17 protein-coding genes and 2 tRNA genes are annotated in these 23249 nt (G+C 66.0%); 9 read left to right on the top strand and 10 right to left on the bottom strand.

The features are described from left to right. Position 1: 1 nt before the first annotated feature. From qatB to qatD, 3 genes are read left to right on the top strand one after another with little or no spacing between them, the layout of a single operon-like run. A complete protein-coding gene (gene qatB, locus SNOV_RS23420) occupies positions 2-871 on the top strand; it encodes a Qat anti-phage system associated protein QatB (RefSeq protein WP_144295973.1) in 870 nt (289 codons plus the stop codon). 5 nt (positions 872-876) lie between these two features. Next, positions 877-2262, top strand: a complete 1386-nt coding sequence (qatC, locus tag SNOV_RS09685; RefSeq protein WP_013166742.1) for a Qat anti-phage system QueC-like protein QatC — start codon at positions 877-879, stop codon at positions 2260-2262. Beyond that, positions 2252-2998 (top strand): Qat anti-phage system TatD family nuclease QatD, encoded by a 747-nt coding sequence (gene qatD / locus SNOV_RS09680; RefSeq protein ID WP_013166741.1) that lies wholly within the window; start codon positions 2252-2254, stop codon positions 2996-2998. The genes qatC and qatD overlap by 11 nt, the downstream gene beginning before the upstream one ends. A gap of 665 nt (positions 2999-3663) precedes the next feature. Here qatD and SNOV_RS09675 read toward each other — a convergent pair. Continuing rightward, the gene (locus SNOV_RS09675) at positions 3664-3891 is read right to left on the bottom strand and encodes a conjugal transfer protein TraD (RefSeq protein ID WP_013166740.1); all 228 of its coding nucleotides are present in this window, start codon (positions 3889-3891) and stop codon (positions 3664-3666) included. 1 nt (position 3892) lies between these two features. After that, on the bottom strand, positions 3893-4219 hold the full coding sequence (locus tag SNOV_RS09670; protein WP_013166739.1) for a conjugal transfer protein TraD: 327 nt from the start codon (positions 4217-4219) through the stop codon (positions 3893-3895). 172 nt (positions 4220-4391) lie between these two features. Here SNOV_RS09670 and traA point away from each other — a divergent pair, with 172 nt between their 5' ends. Both traA and SNOV_RS09660 read left to right on the top strand, forming a co-directional pair. Continuing rightward, on the top strand, positions 4392-7349 hold the full coding sequence (traA, locus tag SNOV_RS09665; RefSeq protein ID WP_013166738.1) for a Ti-type conjugative transfer relaxase TraA: 2958 nt from the start codon (positions 4392-4394) through the stop codon (positions 7347-7349). 129 nt (positions 7350-7478) lie between these two features. After that, on the top strand, positions 7479-7697 hold the full coding sequence (locus tag SNOV_RS09660; protein WP_013166737.1) for a helix-turn-helix transcriptional regulator: 219 nt from the start codon (positions 7479-7481) through the stop codon (positions 7695-7697). Positions 7698-7765: 68 nt separating this feature from the next. On the opposite strand, the gene SNOV_RS09655 is transcribed toward SNOV_RS09660, so the two are convergent. The 5 genes from SNOV_RS09655 to SNOV_RS09635 all read right to left on the bottom strand — a co-directional run bounded on the left by SNOV_RS09655 (position 7766) and on the right by SNOV_RS09635 (position 13469). After that, entirely contained in the window at positions 7766-9325 is a 1560-nt protein-coding gene (locus SNOV_RS09655; RefSeq protein WP_013166736.1) for a Fic family protein, read from the bottom strand. Between the two features lie 285 nt (positions 9326-9610). Further along, positions 9611-10882: a tyrosine-type recombinase/integrase gene (locus SNOV_RS09650; RefSeq protein WP_013166735.1), complete on the bottom strand. Its 1272-nt coding sequence runs from the start codon at positions 10880-10882 to the stop codon at positions 9611-9613. A 201-nt stretch (positions 10883-11083) separates the two neighbouring features. Then, positions 11084-11159, bottom strand: a tRNA-Asn gene (locus tag SNOV_RS09645). A 190-nt stretch (positions 11160-11349) separates the two neighbouring features. Next, positions 11350-13149, bottom strand: coding sequence for an ABC transporter ATP-binding protein (locus SNOV_RS09640; RefSeq protein ID WP_013166734.1), 1800 nt, complete (start codon positions 13147-13149; stop codon positions 11350-11352). Positions 13150-13395: 246 nt separating this feature from the next. After that, a tRNA-Cys gene (locus SNOV_RS09635) sits at positions 13396-13469 on the bottom strand. Positions 13470-13756: 287 nt separating this feature from the next. Here SNOV_RS09635 and SNOV_RS09630 point away from each other — a divergent pair. From SNOV_RS09630 to SNOV_RS09615, 4 genes are all read left to right on the top strand, one after another. Then, a complete protein-coding gene (locus SNOV_RS09630) occupies positions 13757-14419 on the top strand; it encodes a protein-L-isoaspartate O-methyltransferase family protein (RefSeq protein ID WP_013166733.1) in 663 nt (220 codons plus the stop codon). Between the two features lie 181 nt (positions 14420-14600). Beyond that, positions 14601-16010, top strand: coding sequence for a TolC family outer membrane protein (locus SNOV_RS09625; RefSeq protein WP_013166732.1), 1410 nt, complete (start codon positions 14601-14603; stop codon positions 16008-16010). Between the two features lie 198 nt (positions 16011-16208). After that, positions 16209-17573 (top strand): PopZ family protein, encoded by a 1365-nt coding sequence (locus SNOV_RS24225; protein WP_013166731.1) that lies wholly within the window; start codon positions 16209-16211, stop codon positions 17571-17573. A gap of 120 nt (positions 17574-17693) precedes the next feature. Continuing rightward, positions 17694-20531 carry a valine--tRNA ligase gene (locus tag SNOV_RS09615; RefSeq protein ID WP_013166730.1) on the top strand — a complete coding sequence of 946 codons (2838 nt, stop codon included), beginning with the start codon at positions 17694-17696 and terminating at the stop codon, positions 20529-20531. A gap of 73 nt (positions 20532-20604) precedes the next feature. On the opposite strand, the gene SNOV_RS09610 is transcribed toward SNOV_RS09615, so the two are convergent. The 3 genes from SNOV_RS09610 to SNOV_RS09600 all read right to left on the bottom strand — a co-directional run bounded on the left by SNOV_RS09610 (position 20605) and on the right by SNOV_RS09600 (position 23144). Beyond that, complete coding sequence (locus SNOV_RS09610; protein WP_013166729.1) at positions 20605-21387, bottom strand: hydroxypyruvate isomerase family protein; 783 nt, start codon at positions 21385-21387, stop codon at positions 20605-20607. Positions 21388-21492: 105 nt separating this feature from the next. Next, positions 21493-22437 carry a dihydrodipicolinate synthase family protein gene (locus SNOV_RS09605; RefSeq protein WP_013166728.1) on the bottom strand — a complete coding sequence of 315 codons (945 nt, stop codon included), beginning with the start codon at positions 22435-22437 and terminating at the stop codon, positions 21493-21495. Continuing rightward, positions 22434-23144, bottom strand: a complete 711-nt coding sequence (locus SNOV_RS09600) for a GntR family transcriptional regulator (protein WP_013166727.1) — start codon at positions 23142-23144, stop codon at positions 22434-22436. The genes SNOV_RS09605 and SNOV_RS09600 overlap by 4 nt, the downstream gene beginning before the upstream one ends. Positions 23145-23249 lie beyond the last annotated feature (105 nt).

The raw sequence follows: 23249 nt of genomic DNA, 5'->3' as shown, positions 1-23249 counted from the left end.
CATGGGCACCTCGACGCCGTTCGAAGGCGGCCGCAACGGCAATCCCCTCATCCCGACATGGTTGGACAGCGGCGGTGACGGGCCCGCTCCTGCGGCCTCCGGAGGCGCCCCTCCTACGACTTCACCGGAAGCGTCGCCCTCCAACGGCCAGCCTGAGCTGAAGAAGGAGGAGCCCCCGGCGACTGCCCAGTTCCGTTCGGGCAGGACACTGTTCAACAAGCACATTCGGTCGTCCCATTCGGAAGGAGACGGCGGCGGTGATCGCTCGTCTGGGGTCCGGCGGTCGATTGGTGCATACGTCAGCCGCGGAGGTGGCGGAAGCGCGGCCGCTGCCAGGCGGATGTCGGCGGCCAGCGCGGGCGCCGCATCCAGGCTCGGAGACCTTCTCCTCGACGCGTCGAGGGATGGCATCCGCGAGGTCGTGCGCAGGCTGCGCCTTGATGCCCTCGCACAGAGGTCGCTTCGAGAGATCTACGCCTCGCTGGTCGACTTCGTCTGCGGCGACGGGGGAGACCTGGACGAGGCAATGAATCGGGAGGCCTACTCACAGGCCGTCGATGAGATCGAAGGGACCGGAGCCGATCTGGAGAAGCCGTCGGTTGAGACCATCAACCTTCTGATCGAGCGCTTCATCGTGGGTACGATCGACAACCGGATCGTCAACGCCATCGGTACGAAGGTGATCGTGCTCCCCGGATCCGTGGCGGAGGTCGAGGCGGTGAAAGGCGAAGTGCGCGGATATGTCGAAGGAGCGGTCAAGAACGCCATGTCGAAGGTCGGCGGCATTTTTGACCGGGACAAGATCCGCTCAACCATCGACCGGATCTACGAGCGCGCACTGACGGTGCTCGGGTCGGACGAAGACGAGTGACAGCGATGACGAAGTACGTGATCAACGCCATCCTCGGTCCGCATGACGGCTACCTGCCGGATCTGCGGGACGACGAGGTCTGCACCGCAGTCGACCTGTTGGATCCCAACGGGAAGCTAAGGTTCGGCCTGCAGGGCGCGCTGGCGAAAATCGCCGCGTTCGGAACTCCGGCAACGCCAACCGCGGTCGATCTGCTGATCGTCGCGGCGATCGTGCATGCGGCCGACACCCGCATTTCCCGATGGCAGACGGCACAGGACGCGTGGACACGCGAGATCAAGATCGTGGTCCCGGTCGCGGATCCGGCGGTTTGGAACGCCGCAGCGCCTCTCCTTAAGCGCATGCTGCGCTTCTTGACGGGCGACCGGTGGGAGCTTTCGTTCAGGGAGTCTCCTCCCGATCGTCGTCCGGGCGACATGGCGTCATCGCTTCATGGCACCGCACGCCAGTTCGATTGCGTGTCGCTTTTTTCGGGCGGATTGGACAGCCTCATCGGCGCCGTCGATCTGCTGGATAGGGGTCGTACGCCTTTGTTCGCCAGCCATGGCGGAGACGGCGCAGTCAGCGGGCCGCAGCGCAGGCTGTTCGACGCATTGGGGAAGACTTTCGTCCGGCAGGGAGGGCTTGCCCGCGTTCGGCTTGGACTGACGATCCCGAAGCAACTCGTTCCCGGTGTCGGTTCAGAGGACACCACGAGAGGCAGGTCGTTCCTGTTCTTCTCGCTGGGGGCAGCCGCGGGGTCAGGATTCGGGCGATCGTTCGAGCTTCGGGTCCCGGAGAACGGCCTCATCTCCCTCAACGTACCACTCGACTCAACACGTCTCGGCAGTAACAGCACAAGGACGACGCATCCCTTCTACATCCACCGTTGGAACGAGCTTCTGAAGACGCTAGGGATTCCGGCGACCGTCGTTAATCCCTACTGGGCGAAAACCAAAGGCGAGATGGTCTCCGAATGCGCAAACCAGACCGTACTCGAGGCCTTGTCTCCTCTTTCGAGCTCGTGCGCGCATCCCGCGAGCAAAAGATGGAACCAAGGGAAGGACCACTGCGGCTATTGCCTTCCCTGCATCATCAGGAAGGGGGCGCTCCTCAAGGCGTCGTGGGCCGTCAAGGACGCCACCGACTACTCGGTTCCAGACCTGGCCGCTCAGCCGCGCAACACGCACACCGCAGAAGGGAAGCAGGTGCGAGGGTTTCAATTCGCACTCGCACGGCTGCGGTCCAAACCCGAAATCGCGAAGGTATTGGTCTATGTGCCCGGACGTCTCGTGGAAGACGTGGATATCGTCCCGGAACTTGTCTCGGTGTATGAGCGAGGCATGGCCGAAGTCGCTCCCGTTGTGGATGGGGTCGTCACCTACTCATCGGACCTGATACGTGAGCGATAAGCTTGTCGACTTCCACTGTCATCTCGACCTTTTCCCCGATTTCGAGGCCAAGGTCCGAGAGTGCGATGACCTGGGGATTTTCACGCTGGCCGTTACCACGACGCCGCGCGCGTGGCGAAGGAATGAGGAACTCGCGTCCAAGACGAGACATGTGCGCGCCGCGTTGGGCCTCCACCCGCAACTCGTCGCAAGCAATGGCCGAGAGATCGATCTCTTCGAGAAGCTCCTACCGCTGACCCGCTATGTCGGCGAGGTCGGACTGGACGCCGGGCCTCGGTTCTTTCGCTCCATGCCGCAGCAGCGAGAAGTGTTTGGGCGCATCCTCGACGCGTGCGTTAGCGGCGAACCAAAGATCCTGTCGGTGCATAGTGTGCGGGCGACGACGGAAGTCCTTGACATGGTTGAACGCCGACTGGCAGGCTCGGGAAATCAAGTGGTTCTTCACTGGTTCTCTGGCACCCGCTCCGAAGCGAGGCGTGCGGTAGAGTTGGGCTGTTGGTTCTCCGTGAACGCGCAGATGATGGCAAAGCCGAAGAGCAAGGAGATATTCGCCGCGGAAGTGCCGCTCGAGAAGGTGCTCACGGAAACGGACGGCCCGTTTTCGGAGACCAATGGAAAGTCTTCCACGCCATCAAACGCAAGAGAGAGTGTCATGGCTTTCGCCGCGGCGTATGGGCTGTCGCATGCCGACGCCTCGAGTCAGGTCCTAGAAAATCTGCGGACTTTGGTCGGCTAGCCGCGCTGTCGGTTATTCCTCAGTGGACACGCGGCGCAGGCGTTGGGGCGGCCTTGCCCGCGCGATCCTCCTTGTATTTCTTGATGAGGGCCTCGAGCAGCTCCGACCCTGTCGCGTCCCACGGCCCAGCGAGCTGTCGAAGACGGTGCTGTCACGGTGCTCAAATTTTGTCGTGCATCGCATCCAAAATCCCGACGGCCTGTCGCAGATCCGTCAGATGTCGCCGTCGATATCGGGAGGGGTGCTCCGTCGGCTTCCAACGCTGCCCAAGCAGCATGCGCTGGTGTTCGGGAACTCGGTCAATCTACCGACCACCTTCAAAGTCCGCAGCGCCAACCCGTTGCCCGCAAGTGACGACGCGAAGATCGTCGATATATGGCTCCACGAAGCCGGACGGAAACCCCGGATCGCTTTGGTGACCGCCCCTGCAGCTTTAATCGCGGAACAGGACGATCCCCTCACATAGCGATCGTGTCACATTATGTTTCTCTTATTCGTCTGTCTCCAGCGATCGCTTCCGCAACCGGTAGTCGCGGAGCCCCTCCTCGAAAAACGACTGCTTTAGAGTTCGTGTGTGATGGGCTGAACGGCGGAAATGCGAGCGCACAGCGGACGTCGCTAAAAGCGCTGTGGAGTGGCGGCTATGGTCGGGACCGCCACAGTTTTCACTCGTGGCGGCCTTCTTCGAACGCCTGCGTTCCCTTGGCTTTCCAAAGGGCGCGCGCTTGTTCGCTCTCCTCACTTCTGAGCTTGTTCGCCATCCAGAGCAGCGCGCCATAGATGACGGCGCGATCGTCGCCGGTCAATTCAACTACCCCCGACTTGACCACGAGCCCGCCGAGTTCGATGAGGTGCCGCGTGCGCCTGCGGCGCTCGACCTGCCAGTCCCGCATGTCATGCCGGGCCCGTGCCGCCTGATGGCGGTTGCGTGCCGCCCGGTTGCGCCGAAGTGCTGACCGCGTCGCGTTCAGATGCTGGTGCAGATCGGCGTGACCTGCCGTGAAAGAACGCCGCGCCCCGTCGCGCCCACGCCTCCCTCCTGCCGAGGTCCTTGGTCTCGGCGAGCACCAGCAGTGCGCCGGCCAGTTCCTCCGCCGTTAGCGCGTCGGCGCCGGTGGCGATCACCAGATCGCCGAGCTGCTGTACCTTACGGGTCTTGAGCTCTCGTGCCTTGTCTTCGAGCGCCTTCAGCTCCGCGTCGAAGTCCCGTGGTTTGCGCATGGTCACCTCCATCAGCAGTCGATGGAGTAATGATAGTTGAGCGTGTTCGCCGTGGCTGTAATGTTGCCGGGACAGACTGAGATGGGCTCGTCGCTCCCGAGATTTTTTCGAGGGAGGGCGCGCTTATACGTCGTTCCGACGTGCGCTTCGCCGTGCTGATGTTCGGATCGCGATGGCGATCTATCATCTTCACGTCAAGGTCATCGGCCGCAAGGCCGGCTCCAGCGCGGTGGCGTCCGCAGCTTATCGCTCGGCCTCGCGGCTGCGCGACGCGCGCATCGATCGCATCCAGGACTTCTCCGGTAAGCGTGGCGTGGTGCATTCCGAGGTTCTGCTGCCAGATGGGGCACCCGAGGCGTGGCGCGACCGCGAGCGGCTCTGGAACGATGTCGAAGCCTTCGAGGTCCGCAAGGACGCGCAGCTCGCCCGCGAGGTCGAGTTCGCCCTGCCGCGTGAGATGACGGAGCGCCAAGGCATCGCGCTCGCCCGTGATTTCGTCCAGGCGGAGTTCGTCGATCTCGGGATGATCGCCGATCTCAATGTGCATTGGGATATTGGCGAGGACGGCATGGCCAAACCCCATGCCCATGTCATGCTGACCATGCGCTCGGCGGACGAGGACGGCTTCGGCCCGAAGGTTCGGGAGTGGAACGCGACCGAGATGGTCGAGCGCTGGCGCGAACGTTGGGCCGAATTCGCCAATGAGCGGCTGGCCGAACTCGACATCGACGCACGCATCGATCATCGCAGCCTGGAAGCGCAAGGCATCGCGCTGGAGCCGCAGAGCCAGATCGGCGCGCCCGCGCAACGCATAGAAAGAGAGGGGATCGGGGCAGCCGATCGGGCCGAGGTTCAACGCGAGATTGCGCGCGGCAATGGCGCGCGCATCCTCGCCGACCCGGCACTAGCACTGGACGCCATCACGCATCAGCAATCGACCTTCACCCGGCGTGACATGGCGCGCTTCGCGCACCGCCACAGCGACGGCATCGATCAGTTCAACGATGTGATGGGCGCGATGGGCCGTGAGCCCAATCTCGTCGAACTCGGCAAGGACGGACGCGGCGAGGACCGCTTCACCACGCGCCAGATGATCGAAGCTGAGCAGCGCCTACATAGGGCTGCCGACCTCATGGCGGAGCGCGAGCGCCACGCGGTGAGGGATGGCGACAGGAAGGCGGCTCTGGCGCGTGCCGAGCAGCGCGGTCTTGTGCTGTCCGTTGAGCAGTCCGACGCGCTGGCGCACATCACCGGCACGCGCGATCTGGGCATCGTCGTCGGCTATGCCGGGACGGGGAAGAGCGCCATGCTGGGTGTCGCGCGCGAGGCCTGGGAGGCGGCCGGCCTGGAGGTTCGCGGCGTCGCGCTGTCCGGCATCGCGGCTGAGAACCTGGAGAGCGGGTCGGGCATCGCGTCCCGAACGATCGCCAGCCTCGAACATGGCTGGGGGCAAGGCCGGGATCTGCTCACCTCACGCGATGTTCTGGTGATCGACGAGGCCGGCATGGTCGGCACGCGCCAGCTGGAGCGCGTGCTCTCCCATGCCGCAGACGTCGGCGCCAAGGTGGTGCTGGTCGGCGATCCGCAGCAGCTGCAATCCATCGAGGCGGGCGCGGCCTTCCGCTCGCTCGTTGAGCGCCATGGCGGGGCAGAGATCAGCGAGATACGCCGCCAGCGCGCGGACTGGCAGCGCGATGCTACGCGCGATCTCGCGACCGGCCGGATTGGCGATGCGATCCAGGCCTATGACCGAAACGGCATGGTGCATGCCGCTCAAACGCGGGAGCAGGCGCGCGGCGAGCTGATCGACCGCTGGGATCGTGACCGCCAGGCCGCACCAGACCGTAGCCGCATCATTCTCACCCATACCAATGACGAGGTGCGCGCCCTCAACCAGGCCGCCCGCCAGCGGATGCGTGAGGCCGGCGGGCTTAGTGAGGAGGTGCGTGTCACCGTGGAGCGCGGGGAGCGTTCCTTTGCCAGCGGCGACCGTGTCATGTTCCTGCAGAATGAGCGCGGGCTCGGGGTAAAGAACGGCACGCTCGGCACCCTCGAGCATGTCAGCGCGCAGTCCATGTCGGTGCGCACCGATGATGGCCGATCCGTCTCCTTCGATCTGAAGGAATATGACCGTATCGACCATGGCTATGCCGCCACCATCCACAAGGCGCAGGGAATGACGGTCGACCGCACACATGTGCTGGCGACGCCCGGCCTGGATGCCCATTCCAGCTATGTCGCGCTGTCGCGCCACCGCGACGGCATGGAGCTGCACTATGGCCGGGACGACTTCGCGGACGGGGACCGTCTGGTGCGCACCCTGTCGCGTGACCGGGCCAAGGACATGGCGTCGGACTACGAGCGGTCCGATCCGGCGCAGGACTATGCCGAGCGGCGGGGCATCACCTTCCGCCAGCGCGTCGTCGAGATGGTGCGCAAGGTGCCGGAAAAGCTGCGGTACCTCGTCGATACGCTAAAGCCGTCCGTCGACATTGCACGGGAAGCGCCAGCCCTGCGCGAAAAGCTCGGGAACAAAGCCGAGCAGCTCGCCCGGGAGGTTCCTGAGGATCCGGAGGCGCTGCTGCGGCGGGCGCGAACCCGCGCGCTCGTCCGGCATGCCCGGGCGTGGGATGCGATCCTCACCACGGCCGATGCGACCGGCCAGGGCACGCCTGAGCAACTGCGCGAGCTCAGCGATGCTCGCAAGGCGTTCGAGGAGTTGCGGCCCCATGGCTGGCGCGATGCGGAGGCCGCCTATGAGAAGAACCCGGCGCTGGTGCACGAGGCCGCCGACGGCAAGCTCAATCGCACTATCCGCGCCCTCCAGCTTGAAACCGAAATCCGTACCGACCCGGAGCGCCGCGCCGATCGCTTCGTCGAGCGCTGGCAGAAGCTCGACCGACAGCATCAGCACCAGTACGCGCAAGGCAACTACTCCGGCTACAAGGCGACGCGCATCCAGATGGGCGATATGGCGCGGAGCCTAGAGCGCGACCCGCAGCTCGAATCCCTGCTCGCCGCTCGCAAGAAGGAACTCGGCATCAGCTTTGAAACCGGACGCAGTCTAGGCCGAGAGCTTGCCCGCAGCCGCGGCATCGACTTCGACCGCAGCCGTGGCCTCGGTCTCTAGATCCGTCCGATATGCCGCCGCCGGTCCGCCGCGCCACACCGGCGCCGCTCATCCTCTTGCCGGCCGGCAATCCCATGCCTTGTCTTGCGCAGGCGCCCTCAGGCGCATCCAGCAGGAGGCAGCACCACCATGCAGACACCAGAGCGTATCATCCGCCTGAAGACCGTTCTCGCCCGTACCGGCCTGTCGCGCTCCACCATCTATCGCAAGATTGCCGAGGGCACCTTCCCCGCCCAGTTCAGGATCAGCACCAACGGCGCCGGCTGGCGGGAATCCGACATCAACCGATGGGTTGCCGATCCGCCCCGATGGCGGGCACCTGACGAGACGGCAGTCGATGGCTTTTGATAGCGGGCCGACCATTCGGCGAAACAGCGTCGATTTTGTCGCTTGCCAAGCCGCGCCGGCGGCCGCCTCTAATCCCCATCGTCGTCAACGGCAAATGCTGCCGCGTAGGCGCTTTCGACCCGCTCGATCTCCTCGGCCCTGAGCTCGCGGAATTCCTGCTCTCGGGCACGCTTTGAGAGAACTCCTTCATTCTGGCGCAGGAACCGGAAGAGGAGATCGACGGTGCGATCCGGCATGTCGACGATCTGTCCGATCGCGACGCGGAACGCGTCATACGCCCGCAGGAAGCGCGTCTCGGCCGGCATGTCGATCTCGATCGTGCGCTCCACGCATGCGTAGAGGAATTCCGCGTGAGGTGTCGCATCGAAATAGCGGTAGAAATCCGCCGTCTCATTCAGCACCCGAACGTTGCCGGTCGGCGTCGGCTCCCATTGGATAAAGGGGAGGAGGCGCGCAGACCAGCTTTCTAGCGTCCGCCGATAATCATCGATCCGATCGAGGATCGCCGCGGAGATAGGAAAAACAACCCCCGGCGGATTGAACCCGCGTTCAGCAAGGACGTGATGGATCAGGTAGCGGTGCAGGCGCCCGTTCCCATCCTCGAAGGGATGGATGTAGACGAAGCCGAAGGCCAGTGCGGCAGCTGCGATCACCGGATCAAGTCGGCGCTCGGCTGCCGTGCGGTCGAAGGCCACCAATCCATCGATGAGCTCATGCAGGTCCTCATGCCGGGCACTGATATGATCGGGGAGTGGCATACGAGTGTCGCGGTCATGCTCGCCGACGAATCCGCCCTCCGTGCGTAGTCCGAGCTGGACGAAGCGCGCATCGCCGATGACGATGCGCTGAAGCCTCAAGAGCTCGTCAAGGTCGATGGAGCGTCGGCCTGCCTCGCCGATGGCGCGACCCCAGCGCTGGATACGATCCTGCGTCGGATGCTCCCCCTCGATTGCAAAGCTTGAGCGGGAATCCCTCAGCAGCAGGAAAGCTGCGGTGCGGGCCAGCAGGTCGCGGGGCACGTCGGCAATTGCGGTGCGCGCCCGTTCGGCGAGATTCGTGCCGTGGAAGGCTTTCAGGGCTTCGGTCGCGAACACCATGGGGCAGAAGGCTGGCGTGCCAGGCAGATTGTTCCTGACACGATGGCGGGTCGACGTGGTGCCGGACGCCGCCCATTGCAGGTCGGGATCGACGACAAGGGCATAGGCTCCCTTTTCTGCGGCCGGAAGATCGAGCGTCTCGCCAAGCAGCCATTCATAGAGAAACCAGACGCGCCTTGCATAGGAGCCGGTCGGTGTTGAGCGCACCAGCGCTTCGATTGGCGCCGGACCCGTGGCGCGAAAAATTCTCTTGAGGACGAGGAGATCGAGCCCCTCATATTTCAGGGCGAAGGTGAGGTGGCCTTCGAGACTGGCATCTGGCGCATGGCGCGGCGTGTATATGCGCCAGCCATCCCGTTCATAGAGACGGTGATGAGCTCCGATGGCGCACAGTGTCCGCGGCAACGGCACGGCGAGGCGCAATGCGCCGACGAGTGCGGCGTAGCCGGCGGGTGTCGCGTCTTCAGGCAGTGACCGGTCCTGAAAAACCGTAACTGGGCCTGAGAAGTCGTATCTCGTGCCGTCGCTCATGAAAAAACACTCTGGTGCGTCGCGGATAGCGTGGCTCAAACTATCCTGAAAAATCGTAACTATCCATGAAAAATGATAACAGAAGCCCGTCTTATCTGAAGTTTGCGCCTAGGCGGGCGGCGAGCGACTGGCAGTTTTCGGCGCCACTCAAGAACGGTCGCTTCGAGCGGCGCCGCGGATCGACAGCTTTCACGTCGTCCGACAGCGGCCCGGTAGAGGCGCTACAGGATAGCCGCACCCAAGCCTTCCCCCACCAATGAGGGGAAGCACCGTCGACGGCCGTCACTAACGAGCCGATTGAAACTTTGCGGGCCTGCGCTGGGGATGGGCTTGGGGGCGGGCCTCCATGATAGCCGCATCTCGAAGCCGATCCAGTTCGTCTGCCCACCACTGCATCATCAGCACACGTTCGTCCCAATGCTCGCCGCGGGTATAAGCCCGGCGTACATTGTTGCCTTCAACATGGGCGAGTTGCCGCTCGATCGCATCGGGATGCCAGCGTCGGCTCTCATTGGCGAGCGTGGCAAACGCCGCCCGAAAGCCGTGCGCGGTCATCTCCTCCGCCCCTATATCCAGGCGACGTAGAGCGAAGTTCAGAGTGTTCTCGCTCATCGGCTTCCTCACCGATACTGTCGCTGGAAACACGAAGGTACTGATCCTGCTGCGGGTGGTGTCCCGCAGTTCCTGCAAGGTGGCTACGGCCTGTAAGGGCAGGGGCGTGCGGTGTGGTCGGCGCATCTTGGTTCGGCTGGCTGGAACGATCCAGACCCCCGCTTCAAGGTCAATCTCGTCCCACGTGGCGGCGCGGAGTTCGCCGGGACGGAGCGCAAGCAGGGCGAGCAGCTTCAGGCCTGCGACCGTCGTCTCCTGACCCTTCGTCCAGCCATAGATGGCCGCCATAAGCTCGCCAAGCCGCTTCGGGCGTGTGATGGCGGCGCGGTGCTTGGTCGTGGGTGCGATAAGTGCGCCTCGCAGATCGGCCGTCACATCCCGTTCGGCGCGGCTGGTTGCGATCGCATAACGGAAGACCTGACCGATGATGCTGCGGGAGCGGCGCGCGGTCTCGTAGTGACCTTTGACCTCCACCGCCCGCAGGACGGCGAGGATCTCTGGCGGTGTGATCTCGGCGATGGGGCGGTTGCGAAGAGGGGCTGCGATTTCCTCCAGCAGCCAGTGCGCTTTCAAGAGGGTGGCCTCGGCTCGCCCTTCCTTGGTCATCTTGTCGATGAACTCCGTCGCAATGACCCCGAAGGTGCTTGTTGCTGCTGCGGCAGACGCCGCGACGGCGGCCTTGTTGGCTCGTTTGTTGGCTCCGGGGTCTACCCCCGAGGCCAACACCCTCTTGGCCTCGTCCCGAAGCCGCCGCGCATCTGCCAGCGAAATGAGCGGATAGGGCCCATGGGTGAGTTTCTTCTGTTTGCCCGCGAATCTGTAGGCCTGCTGCCAGACCCGGGCGCCGTTGGGCTTCACGAAAAGATAGAGGCCGCCACCGTCGGAAAGTTTGTATTCGCCTTCCCGGCCTTTGGCCGTCCGGCACGCTGCATCTGACAAGGCCATGTTCGCCATCCCTGTTGATTGCTGGGATCACGAAAACACGGCCTGCAGGCCAACAACAAGGCCAACAAATTCGCGGGATGGGATGGCTCTGGCCGATCCTGGATGGGACAGGGAGCGGAGGCTGGAGAAGAAATTATCCAGCGATTTCAATGGTTAGGAGAGCGTTCTGGGAAAAGCTGAGCCGCCCCGGAAACGGGGGAGTGGCTCCCTGAGCAGGACTCGAACCTGCGACCATTCGATTAACAGTCGAACGCTCTACCAACTGAGCTATCAGGGACCGGGGACGCCGAGGGCGCCGCGGAGGCCGGCCATATAGCAATGCAGGACCGGTTTGTGAAGCCGAAACCCGCCGCCATGTGGATAGGTCTAAGCTCCACCTCCATTTAGCGCGTCGGGCGACGTGCGCAAGGCGGAGAAATCGGCGCGGCGGCGATGGGCGGCCGCCGAGCATGGGAATGGGCGCGCCCTCAGGCGCTGAGGCGCTCCTGCTGGCCGGCGAACTGCAGCTGGTGGAAGCTGAAATAGCGCCCACGCTTGGCCACGAGCTCGTCGTGGCGGCCGCTTTCCACCACCCGGCCCCGCTCGACCACGCAGATGCGGTCGGCGTTGATGACCGTCTGCAGGCGGTGGGCGATGACCAGCGTGGTGCGGTTCATCTGCAGCGACTGCAGCGCCTTCTGGATCTCCGCCTCGGATTCGCTGTCAAGCGCCGCCGTGGCTTCGTCGAGCAGCAGAATCGGTGCGTCCTTCAGGAAGGCGCGGGCGATGGCGATGCGCTGGCGCTGGCCGCCGGAGAGCTGTGCGCCGTGCTCGCCGACGCGGCTGTCATAGCCGCCCTGGAAGCCCATGATGAAGTCGTGCGCATGCGCAGCCTTGGCGGCGGCGATGATCTCTTCCTCGCTCGCCCCGGCGCGGCCGGCGAGGATGTTCTCGCGGATGGTGCCGGCGAAGAGGAAGGCGTCCTGGCTGACATAGCCGATGGAGGAGCGCAGCGAACGGCGCGTGACCTGATCGATCTTCTGGCCGTCGATGGCGATGGTGCCGGATCCGATCTCGTAGAAGCGCTCGATAAGCGCCATCACCGTGCTCTTGCCGCCGCCCGAGGGGCCGACCAGTGCGGTGGTCTTGCCGGCTTCCGCGACGAAGCTCAGCCCGCGCAGCACCGGCTCGGTCTCGCGATAGCCGAAGAAGACATCGTCGAACTCGATCTTGCCGCCCTTGACCTCAAGCTCCGGCGTGCCGGCCGGATCGACCTCGACGGCCGGCTTGTCCAGCACGTCGAACAGCATGCGGGCGCCGAGCAGATGCGTCGTGAGGTCGATGTTGAGGCGGGCGAGACGCTTGGCGGGCTCGTAGCTGAGCAGCAGGGCGGTGATGACCGAGAAGAACTCACCCGGCGTGCGTCCGCCGTGCAGCACGCCCCAGCCGGCATACATGATGACCAGGCCGATGGCGACGCCGCCGAGAGCTTCCATCAGCGGGCCCGACTGCGACTGCGCCCGGACCATGCGGTTCGACGCCTTCTCCAGCGAATCGATGCGGCCGTAGATCTTCTGGGTGAGTTGGTCCTCCATGGTGAAGGACTTGATGGTGCGGATGCCCTGGAAGGCGTCGATCGACTCCGTCATGATCAGCACCGCGCTGTGGAACTCGCGGGCGAAGATCTTCTGCACCTTGCGGATGAGCGCGCGCACGCCGCCCACCGCGATCGGCATCACGATGAGGCCGATGAGCGCGGTGAAGGGGTCCTGGATGATCATCACCACGGTCAGGCCGACCACGGAAAGCAGGTCGCGGCCGAGGCTGGTGATGATCAGGTTGAGCACGTTGCGCGCGCCCTGGGCGCCGGCGTTGAACCGCAGCATGATCTCGGCGGTGTGGTTGCCGGAGAAGAAGGCCACGTCCTGGCTCAGCAGCCGGTCGAGCACGCGCTTCTGGTTGTCGGCAACGATGCGGTTACCGACCCGCGACAGCACCACCGCTTGTCCATAGGCGGCGAAGCCCTTGACGACGCTCATCGTCACCACCGCCGCGGACAGGATCCAGATCGCCGACGAGTTCTGCTGGACGAAGATGCGGTTGATCACGTCGCCCATCAGATAGGCGAGGCCGGAGGTGGTCGCGGCCATGATTCCCATGAAGACGAAGGAGAGGGCGTAGCCCCTCCAGTGACGCCGGCCATCGGTCATGAACAGCCGCTTGACCGTATCCCTGGTCTCGGGGCTGATCATGTTGCGGAACGCGTTAGCGCTCTTCGGTGACGACATCAGGCAGCATCCTTTGCACGAAGACCCGGCCGGCCGGGCAGTACCTCCCGCGCGCTTGTGCGGCGCGGGAAAGCGGGTTCATCAACGACGAACCCGAGGCGTTGTCAAACCACACTGGTAACGTGACACCAATGCTACAGCCGGTCGGCGCCGCCTGTGGCCATTTGGGCGCAGCGGGGAAACCTCCGGCCGGTGGCGCGACACGCGCCGCCGGCGCTGCATGAGGCCGGCGGCGCGTGCGTGAACTGGAGGCCACGCCCGGAATCGAACCGGGGTGCACGGATTTGCAGTCCGCTGCGTAACCACTCCGCCACGTGGCCGACCGGGTGCCAGCATCTCTGCCGCTTCGCCCGATTGGACCGGCGCGCCTCATAACAGAGCTCTTTGCGATGAGCAACGCGGATGGGCGGCGGGGAGGGCGCGGCGATCTGCCCGGCGGGCATGCCGGTGCCTGGCGCGGCGGCAGGGGAGCGGCTGAATCTTTTAGGATGCGGCACCGAGAATGCTTGCATTGCGCGCGTGCGTGCCGCAATTCTCTGCCGGTTTCGCAGCCGCCCTCGCGCGCGGCTGCGCGCCTGCCTGTTCCCTCAATCGAGGTTGTCGCCGAATGATCGATTTCGCCGAGATGCGCCGCGCCATGGTCGACGCGCAGGTGCGCGCCAACGACGTCACCGACCTGCGCATCGTCGCCGCCATGCTGGAGACCCCGCGCGAGCGTTTCGTGCCGGCCGGGCTGCGCAACTTCGCCTATATCGACGACGATCTGCTGGTGAAGGAAGGGTCTCCGTCGCGCTACCTGATGGAGCCGATGGTGCTCGCCAAGCTGCTGCAGGCGGCGGAGATCGGCCCAGAGGCGCTGGTGCTCGATGTCGGTGCCGCGAGCGGCTATTCGACGGCGGTGCTCGCGAAGCTCGCCGGGCAGGTGGTCGCGCTCGAGGAGGACGCCGAGCTGGCGGGGCAGGGTTCGAGCGTGCTCGTCGATCTCGGCCTGCTCAACGCCGCCTATGTCCATGGGCCGCTCACCGCCGGCTGGTCGGCCGAGGCGCCCTACGATGTGATTCTGCTGAACGGTTCGGTCGATTCGGCGCCCGAGGCGTTGCTGGCGCAGCTCAAACCCGGCGGGCGGCTGGTGGCAGTCGTCGGACGGGGGCGCGCAGGGCGCGCTACGGTGTTCACCAACACGACCGGCGGCGTCGGGTCGCGCGTCGTGTTCGATGCCGCGGTGCCCACCCTGCCGGGCTTCGAGGCGCGTCCGGGCTTTGTATTCTAAGGGCTTGCGGGGGCGCTGTGGCTGATCTGCCGCGTGTCCGATTAAATCGTCCGTCCGAGTGAACCGAACGGTTCACAGCCCCTCTTCCAGCACCTATTCTGCGTTAACGTTGAAGAGCGATATGAGAGTCGCCCTAGGGCAGGCGGCTCCGGTCAAGTAGAGCGTTCGCAGAGGTTGGACCATGTGGCTGTCGACTACCGGGGGCAAGGTCGTCGCGTTCGCGGCGGTCATTTTTGGCATGGGATTTTCGCTCCCGGCTCACGCGCAGACCTTAGAACAGGCTCTCGTCGCAGCCTATCGGAATAACCCCACCCTGAATTCCCAGCGCGCGGCGACCCGCGCGACGGACGAATATGTGCCGATCGCACTGTCGGGCTACCGGCCGCAGATCTTCGGTTCCGCCTTTACGGGCGTGCAGTGGAGCGAGACCCGTCTCGACCGCTCGGCGGCCGCGCTGCAGGGCACGGGGGCGCTCAGCAACATGCTGACCTTCCCGTCGGGCTTCGGTATCACGATCAGCCAGACCATCTATGACGGCCTCAAGACCGCGAATTCCGTGCGCAGCGCCGAATCGCAGGTGAGGGGCCAGCGCGAGCTGCTGCGCAACACCGAGCAGCTCGTCCTGCTCGACGCCGCCACGGCTTATATGAACGTGCTGCAGAACGCCGCGCTGCTGGAGCTGCAGAAGCAGAACCTCGAAGCGCTGCGCGAAGAACTGCGCGCCGCCCGCGACCGCTTCGCGGTGGGCGAGATCACCCGCACCGACGTCGCCCAGGCCGAGGCGAGCGTCGCCAATGCCGAGAGCGAGCTGGCGCTGGCGCAGTCCAACCTGAACACCGCCAACGCCGTGTTCTACCAGGTGATCGGGCTGCGCCCGAACAAGCTGACCCCGGGCCGGCCGATCGACCGCCTGCTGCCAAAGAACCTCAATCTCGCGGTCGATCTCGGCCTGAGCCGCCATCCGGCGGTCAAGGCGGCCGAGTTCGCGGTGGATGCGGGCCTGTCGAACGTGAAGGTCGCCGAGTCGGCGTTGTCGCCGACGCTGACGCTGAACGGCAGCGCCTCGTCCGACTACAACAGCACGGACAATGTCGAGCGGCAGACCGCCGCGGCGGCGACGCTGAACCTCACCGTGCCGATCTATCAGGGCGGCGCCGAATACGCGACGATCCGCCAGACCAAGGAGACGCTCGGTCAGCTGCGCATCGAGGTCGACGTCAACCGCGAGCAGGTCCGCGCCAATGTGGTGCAGTTCTGGGGCGCCTGGGAAGCGGCGAAGGCGGCGATCGAATCGGCGCAGGCCTCCGTCGCCGCCAACGAGATCGCGCTGCGTGGCGTGCGCGAGGAATGGCGCGTCGGCCAGCGCACGACGCTCGACGTGCTGAACGCGCAGACCGCGCTGTTCGACGCCCGCGCGAGCCTCGTCATCGCCCAGCGCGACCGCGTGGTCGCCTCCTACTCGGTGCTGTCGGCGAGCGGCGAGCTGAGCGCCACGAAGCTCAGTCTCAAGGTGCCGCTCTACAACCCGCAGATCCACTACAACCAGGTGCGCGACGCCTGGATCGGGGTACGCACTCCCGGCGGGCAGTGAGGACGCGGACGGCCGTCCGCGGGTCGCTGTCCACAGTCATCAAGCTGTTGCGGCTTGGCGTCCAGCCTTTGCCGGTACAGACTTCATGAAGTGTTAAGAAGTGATTCGTGCGGTGCGCGGCAGCACTGTTCGCGCCCGTCGGTCTGAGCGATCGGAAAACAGCACATGTCGGCGAGTGCGAGGGCCAGCGAGCCGTCCATGGAGGAAATTCTCGCCTCCATCCGGCGCATCATTGCCGACGAGGTTGCTCCCGAACCGGCCCCCGTGCCGCCGGCACCCTCCGCATCCCGGCCGACATCGGCCTCGGCCCGCTCGATCCCCCCACGCGAGATGCCGACACGCGAGGCGCCGGTTCGCGAAACCTCGGCGCGTCCGCTGCCCGTCCGCGAGACGCCGCTGCGCGACGTGTCGGCCCGCGAGCCGGCTCCCCTGAGCAGCCGCCCGGCGCCGGCGGCCCGCGAGCCCCTCAACGGCACTGCGAACGGCACGATCCCTTCGTCCCGCAATGGCTTCGCCACGCCGACGCCGCTGCGTCCGCGCGAGCCGGTGATGCCGGTGGCCTCGGCCACCACCCGTCCCGTGCCACCCGCCTTCTCCGCGGCCCGTCAGCCGACGGAATCGCCCTATTCCTATGCGGCCCCCGCTCCCGGCTTCCGCAGCTCGTCCGCCGCGCCGAGCTACGTACCCGCCGGCCGCGCTCCGGCGGCGGACCCGTTCGCGCCGCGCACGCGCAGCGCGTCGGGCCTCGCCTCCGCACGGGCCCTGCCGGTGGAGGAGCCGGTGCCGGCCGCCGAGGCTGTCGCGGCACCGATTCCCGAGGCTAGGCCGATTGCTTCCGATCCCGTCGCCCACAGGCCCGTCGCGCTCAAGCCGGTCATCTCCAGGGCTGCCGCGGACAATCTCGACGCGCCGCTGGCCAGCGTGCTGCTCGACCTCGCTCTGGTCGAGCAGGCGGTGCAGGCGGAGCTTGCCGCTTTCGAGGCGCCCAAGGCCCGGATCGCCGAACCCGTCATGGACGCGCCGGCAGTATCGGATGCGCCGGCCGCAGAGACTCCCTCCGCAGCGGAGACCGCCGAGATGCAGCTCCAGGCGATTAAGCAGGATGTGAGTGAGCCGGCGGTGCCGGAGGCCGCCAAGGCGGAGGCCGTCGAGGCCAAGAGCGCCGACGCGGTCACGCCCGAGACGGTCACGCCGGAGGCGGTCGAGGCCGCGCCCGCCAAGCCGGCTCCCAGCCTGCCGCGCGCCTTCGTCCCGTCCTTCCGCGCCGAGCCGCGCCTGCCCGAGAGCCGTCCCGGCGCCGCCAATCGGCCGGCGGCGACCGCCGAGCCGGCCACGGCCGAGGCGCCGCGCGAGCGGCTGGTCTCCGGCCAGACCAACAACGCCGTCACCTCGGCCTTCAGCTCGCTGCACCGGAGCGTGACGCCGAGCGCACGCAGCGTCGACGACCTCGTCACCGAGGCGCTGCGGCCCATGCTGAAGACCTGGCTCGACGAGAACCTGCCCTCGCTGGTCGAGCGCCTCGTGCGCGCCGAAATCGAGCGCGTCGCCCGTCAGGGCCAGTGAACCGCCGGCGCGGAGACGAATCCGCGCCGCCGCAGCCCTACCTTGCCCTTTGCCTTGTTGACTTGAGAGGCCGGCTCCGCTTTCTCTCGCACCCGTTTCATTCGAGGTGCCGGAGCCAAAATGCTCGACAACAGGTTCGATCCCGCCGCCGTTGAGGACCGCATCTACCAGGCTTGGGTGGAGGCGGGCGCGTTCAAGGCCGGACGTCCCGAGCGCGTAGATGCCGAGCCCTACTGCATCGTCATTCCGCCGCCGAACGTCACCGGCTCGCTCCATATGGGGCACGCGCTCAACAACACGCTGCAGGACATCCTCTGCCGCTTCGAGCGCATGCGCGGCAAGGACGTGCTCTGGCAGGTCGGCACCGACCATGCCGGCATCGCCACGCAGATGGTGGTCGAGCGCCAACTCGCCGAGCGCCAGCTTCCCGGCCGCCGCGAGATGGGCCGCGAGGCCTTCGTCGAGCGCGTCTGGACGTGGAAGGAAGAGTCCGGCGGCACCATCATCAACCAGCTGAAGAAGCTCGGCGCCTCCTGCGACTGGTCGCGCGAGCGCTTCACCATGGACGAGGGGCTGTCGCGCGCCGTCCTCAAGGTGTTCGTGCGGCTCTACAAGGAAGGGCTGATCTACAAGGACAAGCGCCTGGTCAACTGGGACCCGAAGTTCCAGTCGGCGATCTCCGACCTCGAAGTGCTGCAGGTCGAGATGAAGGGCCATCTCTGGCACTTCCGCTACCCGCTCGCCGATGGTGTGACCTATGAGCATCCGATCGCCTTCGACGAGAACGGTCTGCCGTACGAATTCGAGACACGCGACTACATCGTCGTCGCCACCACGCGCCCCGAGACCATGCTGGGCGACACGGCAGTCGCGGTGCATCCGGAGGACCCGCGCTACCAGGGGCTGGTCGCGGCGAAGGCGAAGGTGCGCCTGCCGCTGGTCGGCCGCCTCATCCCCATCGTCGCAGACGAATATTCCGACCCGACCAAGGGCACCGGCGCGGTGAAGATCACCCCGGCGCACGACTTCAACGACTTCGAGGTCGGCCGCCGGCACGATCTGGCGATGATCAACGTGCTCGACGCCGAGGCGCGGATGACACTCGCCGGCAATGCCGACTTCCTCGAAGGCGCGCAGGCGGGTGCCGACCTTGACGCCGTGCTGGCGCTGGACGGCCAGAGCCGCGAGGCTGCCCGCAAGGCGGTGATCGCGCTGATGGAGGAGCGTGGCCTCGTCGACAAGATCGAGCCGCACACCAACATGGTTCCCCATGGCGACCGCTCCAACGTGGTCATCGAGCCGTGGCTCACCGACCAGTGGTATGTCGACGCCCATACGCTCGCCCAGCCGGCGCTCGCCGCCGTGCGCGAGGGGCGCACGAACTTCGTGCCGAAGAACTGGGAGAAGACCTATTTCGAGTGGCTGGAGAACATCCAGCCCTGGTGCGTCTCGCGCCAGCTCTGGTGGGGTCACCAGATCCCGGCCTGGTACGGGCCGGACGGCACGGTCTTCGTCGAGGAGACGGAGGAGGAGGCGGTCGCCGCCGCGCTCGCCCATTGCGTCCAGGCCGGCATCATCACCGATGCGGAGGCGCAGGAACTGGCCGTCGACGCCGACAAGCGCGCGAACCTCATCACCCGCGACGAGGACGTGCTCGACACCTGGTTCTCCTCGGCGCTGTGGCCGTTCTCGACGCTCGGCTGGCCGGACGAGACGCCGGAGCTGAAGCGCTACTACCCGACTTCGGTGCTGATCACCGGCTTCGACATCATCTTCTTCTGGGTCGCCCGGATGATGATGATGGGCCTGCACTTCATGGACGACGTCGTGCCGTTCAAGGACGTCTACATCCACGCCCTCGTTCGCGACGAGAAGGGCGCCAAGATGTCGAAGTCCAAGGGCAACGTCATCGACCCGCTCGACCTAGTGGAGAAGTACGGCGCCGATGCGCTGCGCTTCACGCTGGCCGCCATGGCGGCGCAGGGCCGCGACATCAAGCTGGCGACCAGCCGCGTCGAGGGCTACCGCAACTTCGCGACCAAGCTCTGGAACGCTGCCCGCTTCGCCGAGATGAACGGTTGCGGGCGCGATGCGGCCTTCGATCCGCGCAAGGTGGAATCGACGCTCGCCCGCTGGATCCTCGGCGAGACCCAGAAGGCGGGCGAGGAGATCACCGAGGCGATCGGGGCCTACCGCTTCAACGAGGCGGCGGGCGCGGCCTATCGCTTCGTGTGGAACATCTTCTGCGACTGGTATCTCGAGCTCGCCAAGCCGGTCTTCACCGGCGTCGACGAGGCGCTGAAGGCGGAGACGCGGGCGACCACCGCCTTCGTGCTCGACGAGATCCTCAAGCTGCTGCACCCGTTCATGCCCTTCCTCACCGAGGAACTGTGGGCTCGTACGGTGGAGGGGGGCGTGCCCCGCACCAGCCTGCTGGCGCTGGCGCCGTGGTCGACGCTCGACGGGCTGGAAGCGCCGCACGCGGAAGGCGAGATCGGCTGGGTGATCGACCTCATCGCCGAAATCCGCTCCGTCCGTGCCGAGATGAACGTGCCCGCCGGCGCGCAGATCCCGCTGGTGCTGGTCGCGGCGCGGCAGGCGACTGTCGACCGCGTGACGGTGTGGAACGACGTGCTGGTGCGTCTCGCCCGGCTCTCGGGCATCTCCTTCGCCGAGGACGCGCCGGCCGGCTCGGTGCAGCTCGTCGTGCGCGGCGAGACCGCGGCGCTGCCGCTCGCCGGCGTCATCGACATGGAAGCGGAGGCCGCGCGGCTCGGCAAGGAGCTCGCCAAGGCCGCCGACGACATCGCCAAGGTCGACGCCAAGCTCGGCAATGCCGACTTCATCAAGCGGGCGCCGGAAGAGGTGATCGAGGAGCAGCGCGAGCGCCGCGAGACGGCCCAGGCGCGTGCCGAGAAGATCCGCGAGGCACTCGCCCGGCTCGGCAAGGCGGCGTAGCGGTCGGCTATTCCAAGATCACCGTCATGGCCGGGCTTGGCCCGGCCATCCACGCCTTGGCGGCAGCGGATGGTCAGATGGGCCGGAACCCGTTCATCCAGCCGAGCCCTTCGACGGTGTCGCCGCGGGGGACATACTCACAGCCGATAAAGCCATCGTAGCCAACGTCTTCGAGCGTCCCATAGAGCCGTTGGAAGTCGATGGTGCCGGTTCCGGGCTCATGGCGACCGGGATGGTCGGCAATGTGGATGTGGTAGATCAGCTCCGCATGGTCGCGGATGAAGCCGAAGGGATCGGAGCCGATCATCGTGGCGTGGAACACGTCGTAAAGCAGGCGGACGTTCGATGCCCCGATCTCGGCGATGGCGCGCACCGCGTCCATGGGGTCCTCGATGAAATAATCCGCGATGCTGCCGCTGCTGATCGGCTCGATCAGCAGCAGTATGCCGCGCTCGGCAGTCGCGCTCGCCGCCGCGCGCATATTGGCGATGTAGGTGTCCCACATCTGCCGCGGGTCGGCGCCGGCCGGGCGCACGCCCGCCATGCAGTGCAGCGCGGGAATGCCGGCTTCCACTGCGTAGTCGACGCTCCCCGCCAGGGAGGCACGGAAGCGCTCGATCTCATTCGGCAGGGCGGCAAAGCCCTTCTCGCCGCGCGCGATGTCGCCGGCGGGAAAGCTCGACTGGACGAGGCCCAGGCCGCATTCGGCAAGAAGCTGCCTCACCCGCGCCGCCGGCAGCGAATAGAGCGTGGGATGTTCCACCATGCTGAAGCCGGCATCCCGCGCGGCCGCGAAACGCCGCTCGAGCGGCACTTCGTTGAAGAGATAGCCAATGTGAGCGCTGAAGCCCTTCATCTTGTCTCGTCTTTCATCGTCCGGCCGCCCGCGTGAAATTCCTCGTCCGCGGGGAGGCTCCGGTACTGCACGGTCTTCAGCTCGCCTTGCGCCGCCACGCGTCCCTCACGAGGCGGCCAGCCAGGAGGCGAGCCGCTCGCTGCGCTGATCGAGCCGCCGGAGCAGGTAGTCGACCTCGGCCCTGGCCGTGGCGGAAAGCGTGGAGCCGGGGCGGCGCTGGGCATCGCAGGCGAGGGTGCCGCGGCGCATCAGCACATATTTGCGCACCGCGAGCCCCACACCCGGCTGCTGTTCGTAGCGGAGCAGCGGAAGATGGGCGTCGAACAGATCGTGCGCGTCGTCGCGGCGTCCTTCCTTCTGCAGTCGAACGACGGCCGTGAGCATTTCCGGGAAGGCGTAGCCGGTCATCGCGCCGTCGGCGCCGCGCTCCATCTCGAAGTCGAGGAACAGGCCGCCATTGCCGGTGAGGATGGAGAGCTCGCGCATCGAGCCTTCCTTCTGGAAGGCGCGCAGCGCGGAGATCTTCTCCAGTCCCGGCCAGTCCTCGTGCTTGAGCATGACGCAGGAGGGGTTCTCCTCGACGATCCGGCGGATGACGGAAGGCGTCATCTGCACCGTGAGGGTGAGCGGATAGTCCTGGAGGACGAAGGGAATGTCGGCGCCGATGGCCTCGACCGCCTGACGGAAATAGCCGACGATCTGCTCGTCGGTGCGCAACGAGGGCAGGGGCGCGATCATGACGCCGGCCGCGCCCCGCTCCATCGCAGCGTGTGCAAGCGAGCGCATGGCAGCGAAGCCGGGCGCCGACACGCCGACGATGACGGGGCGCGCCCCGAAGCCTTCGATGAAGCGCGTGGTGATCGCCAGCGATTCCTCGGGCTCGAGCTTCGGCGCCTCGCCCAATATGCCGAGCACGGTGACGCCATCGGCCCCGGCGGCCAGATAGCGTTCGATCAGCCGGTCGATGGAAGCCTCGTCGATGCGGCCGTCGGCGTGGAACGGGGTCGGCGCGATCGGGAATACACCCGAGGCACTGGCGTCGAGTTTCATGAGCGGTTTCCTGTGCGTTTCATTGGCGCGGCCAGCGGTGTGACCGACGGCTTCGTGCGGGCGATGTAATCGTTCTTGCTGCCCTGCATGTGATCGATGTTGAGCTGGGCCAGTGCCCAGCCATCCGTACCCTGAAGCAGATCGAGCATGATGTCGTGCTCGCTGAGCGAGCGGCGCAGGCCCTCGGGATCGGCGAGGTTGGAAGCCCGGACCGGGAGGGTGAGGCGCATATAGTCCTTCGCGGTCCGCACCAGATAAGGATTGCCGCAGGCCTCGAACATCGCGAGATGGAAGGCATCGTTGATCTCGTGCAGGCGCCGCAGGTTCGGCGCGGCGGCCTCGCGGCGGTAATCGGCCTGGATCGCGGTCAGCTGCGCGACGAGGGATGCGGGTGCGGGCAGCGGGATCATCAGGATGATCTGACGGGTCAGCATTTCGCGCACCTCGTAGATCTGGCGCACTTCCTCCGCCGAGAAGGAGCAGACGGTGGCGCCGACATTGCGCGCCAGATGAACCAGGCCGTCGCGTTCGAGGACGGCAAGGGCGCGGCGGACATAATGCCGGCTGGTCGCGTAGCGCTCGATCATGACGTCCTCGACGAGGCGCGTACCCGGCGCGATCCGGCCGAAGATGATGTCGTCCTCGAGCTGGCGCAGCACGGCCTGTTCCGCATCGGCTTCGGGGGACGACACCGTTCTCGCGCGCATGTCAGGCTCCCGCCTCTAAGGCTCCACACGGCCAAGGCAAACACTGGCGCCGCCGCATTGTCAATAATATGCGCTATATATCCCGAACATAGGCATTAAGATCGG

This window comes from Ancylobacter novellus DSM 506 (assembly GCF_000092925.1).
Lineage (GTDB): Bacteria > Pseudomonadota > Alphaproteobacteria > Rhizobiales > Xanthobacteraceae > Ancylobacter > Ancylobacter novellus.
The sequence above is the reverse complement of the archived record's forward strand: the minus strand, read 5'-3'. Positions and strand labels throughout refer to the sequence as shown.

Coding starts and splice junctions, on each gene's coding strand:
- qatB (WP_144295973.1), top strand. CDS start 2: ATGGGCACCTCGACGCCGTTCGAAGGCGGCCGCAACGGCAATCCCCTC.
- qatC (WP_013166742.1), top strand. CDS start 877: ATGACGAAGTACGTGATCAACGCCATCCTCGGTCCGCATGACGGCTAC.
- SNOV_RS09675 (WP_013166740.1), bottom strand. CDS start 3,891: ATGCGGGACTGGCAGGTCGAGCGCCGCAGGCGCACGCGGCACCTCATC.
- SNOV_RS09670 (WP_013166739.1), bottom strand. CDS start 4,219: ATGCGCAAACCACGGGACTTCGACGCGGAGCTGAAGGCGCTCGAAGAC.
- traA (WP_013166738.1), top strand. CDS start 4,392: ATGGCGATCTATCATCTTCACGTCAAGGTCATCGGCCGCAAGGCCGGC.
- SNOV_RS09660 (WP_013166737.1), top strand. CDS start 7,479: ATGCAGACACCAGAGCGTATCATCCGCCTGAAGACCGTTCTCGCCCGT.
- SNOV_RS09655 (WP_013166736.1), bottom strand. CDS start 9,325: ATGAGCGACGGCACGAGATACGACTTCTCAGGCCCAGTTACGGTTTTT.
- SNOV_RS09650 (WP_013166735.1), bottom strand. CDS start 10,882: ATGGCCTTGTCAGATGCAGCGTGCCGGACGGCCAAAGGCCGGGAAGGC.
- SNOV_RS09640 (WP_013166734.1), bottom strand. CDS start 13,149: ATGTCGTCACCGAAGAGCGCTAACGCGTTCCGCAACATGATCAGCCCC.
- SNOV_RS09630 (WP_013166733.1), top strand. CDS start 13,757: ATGATCGATTTCGCCGAGATGCGCCGCGCCATGGTCGACGCGCAGGTG.
- SNOV_RS09625 (WP_013166732.1), top strand. CDS start 14,601: ATGTGGCTGTCGACTACCGGGGGCAAGGTCGTCGCGTTCGCGGCGGTC.
- SNOV_RS24225 (WP_013166731.1), top strand. CDS start 16,209: ATGGAGGAAATTCTCGCCTCCATCCGGCGCATCATTGCCGACGAGGTT.
- SNOV_RS09615 (WP_013166730.1), top strand. CDS start 17,694: ATGCTCGACAACAGGTTCGATCCCGCCGCCGTTGAGGACCGCATCTAC.
- SNOV_RS09610 (WP_013166729.1), bottom strand. CDS start 21,387: ATGAAGGGCTTCAGCGCTCACATTGGCTATCTCTTCAACGAAGTGCCG.
- SNOV_RS09605 (WP_013166728.1), bottom strand. CDS start 22,437: ATGAAACTCGACGCCAGTGCCTCGGGTGTATTCCCGATCGCGCCGACC.
- SNOV_RS09600 (WP_013166727.1), bottom strand. CDS start 23,144: ATGCGCGCGAGAACGGTGTCGTCCCCCGAAGCCGATGCGGAACAGGCC.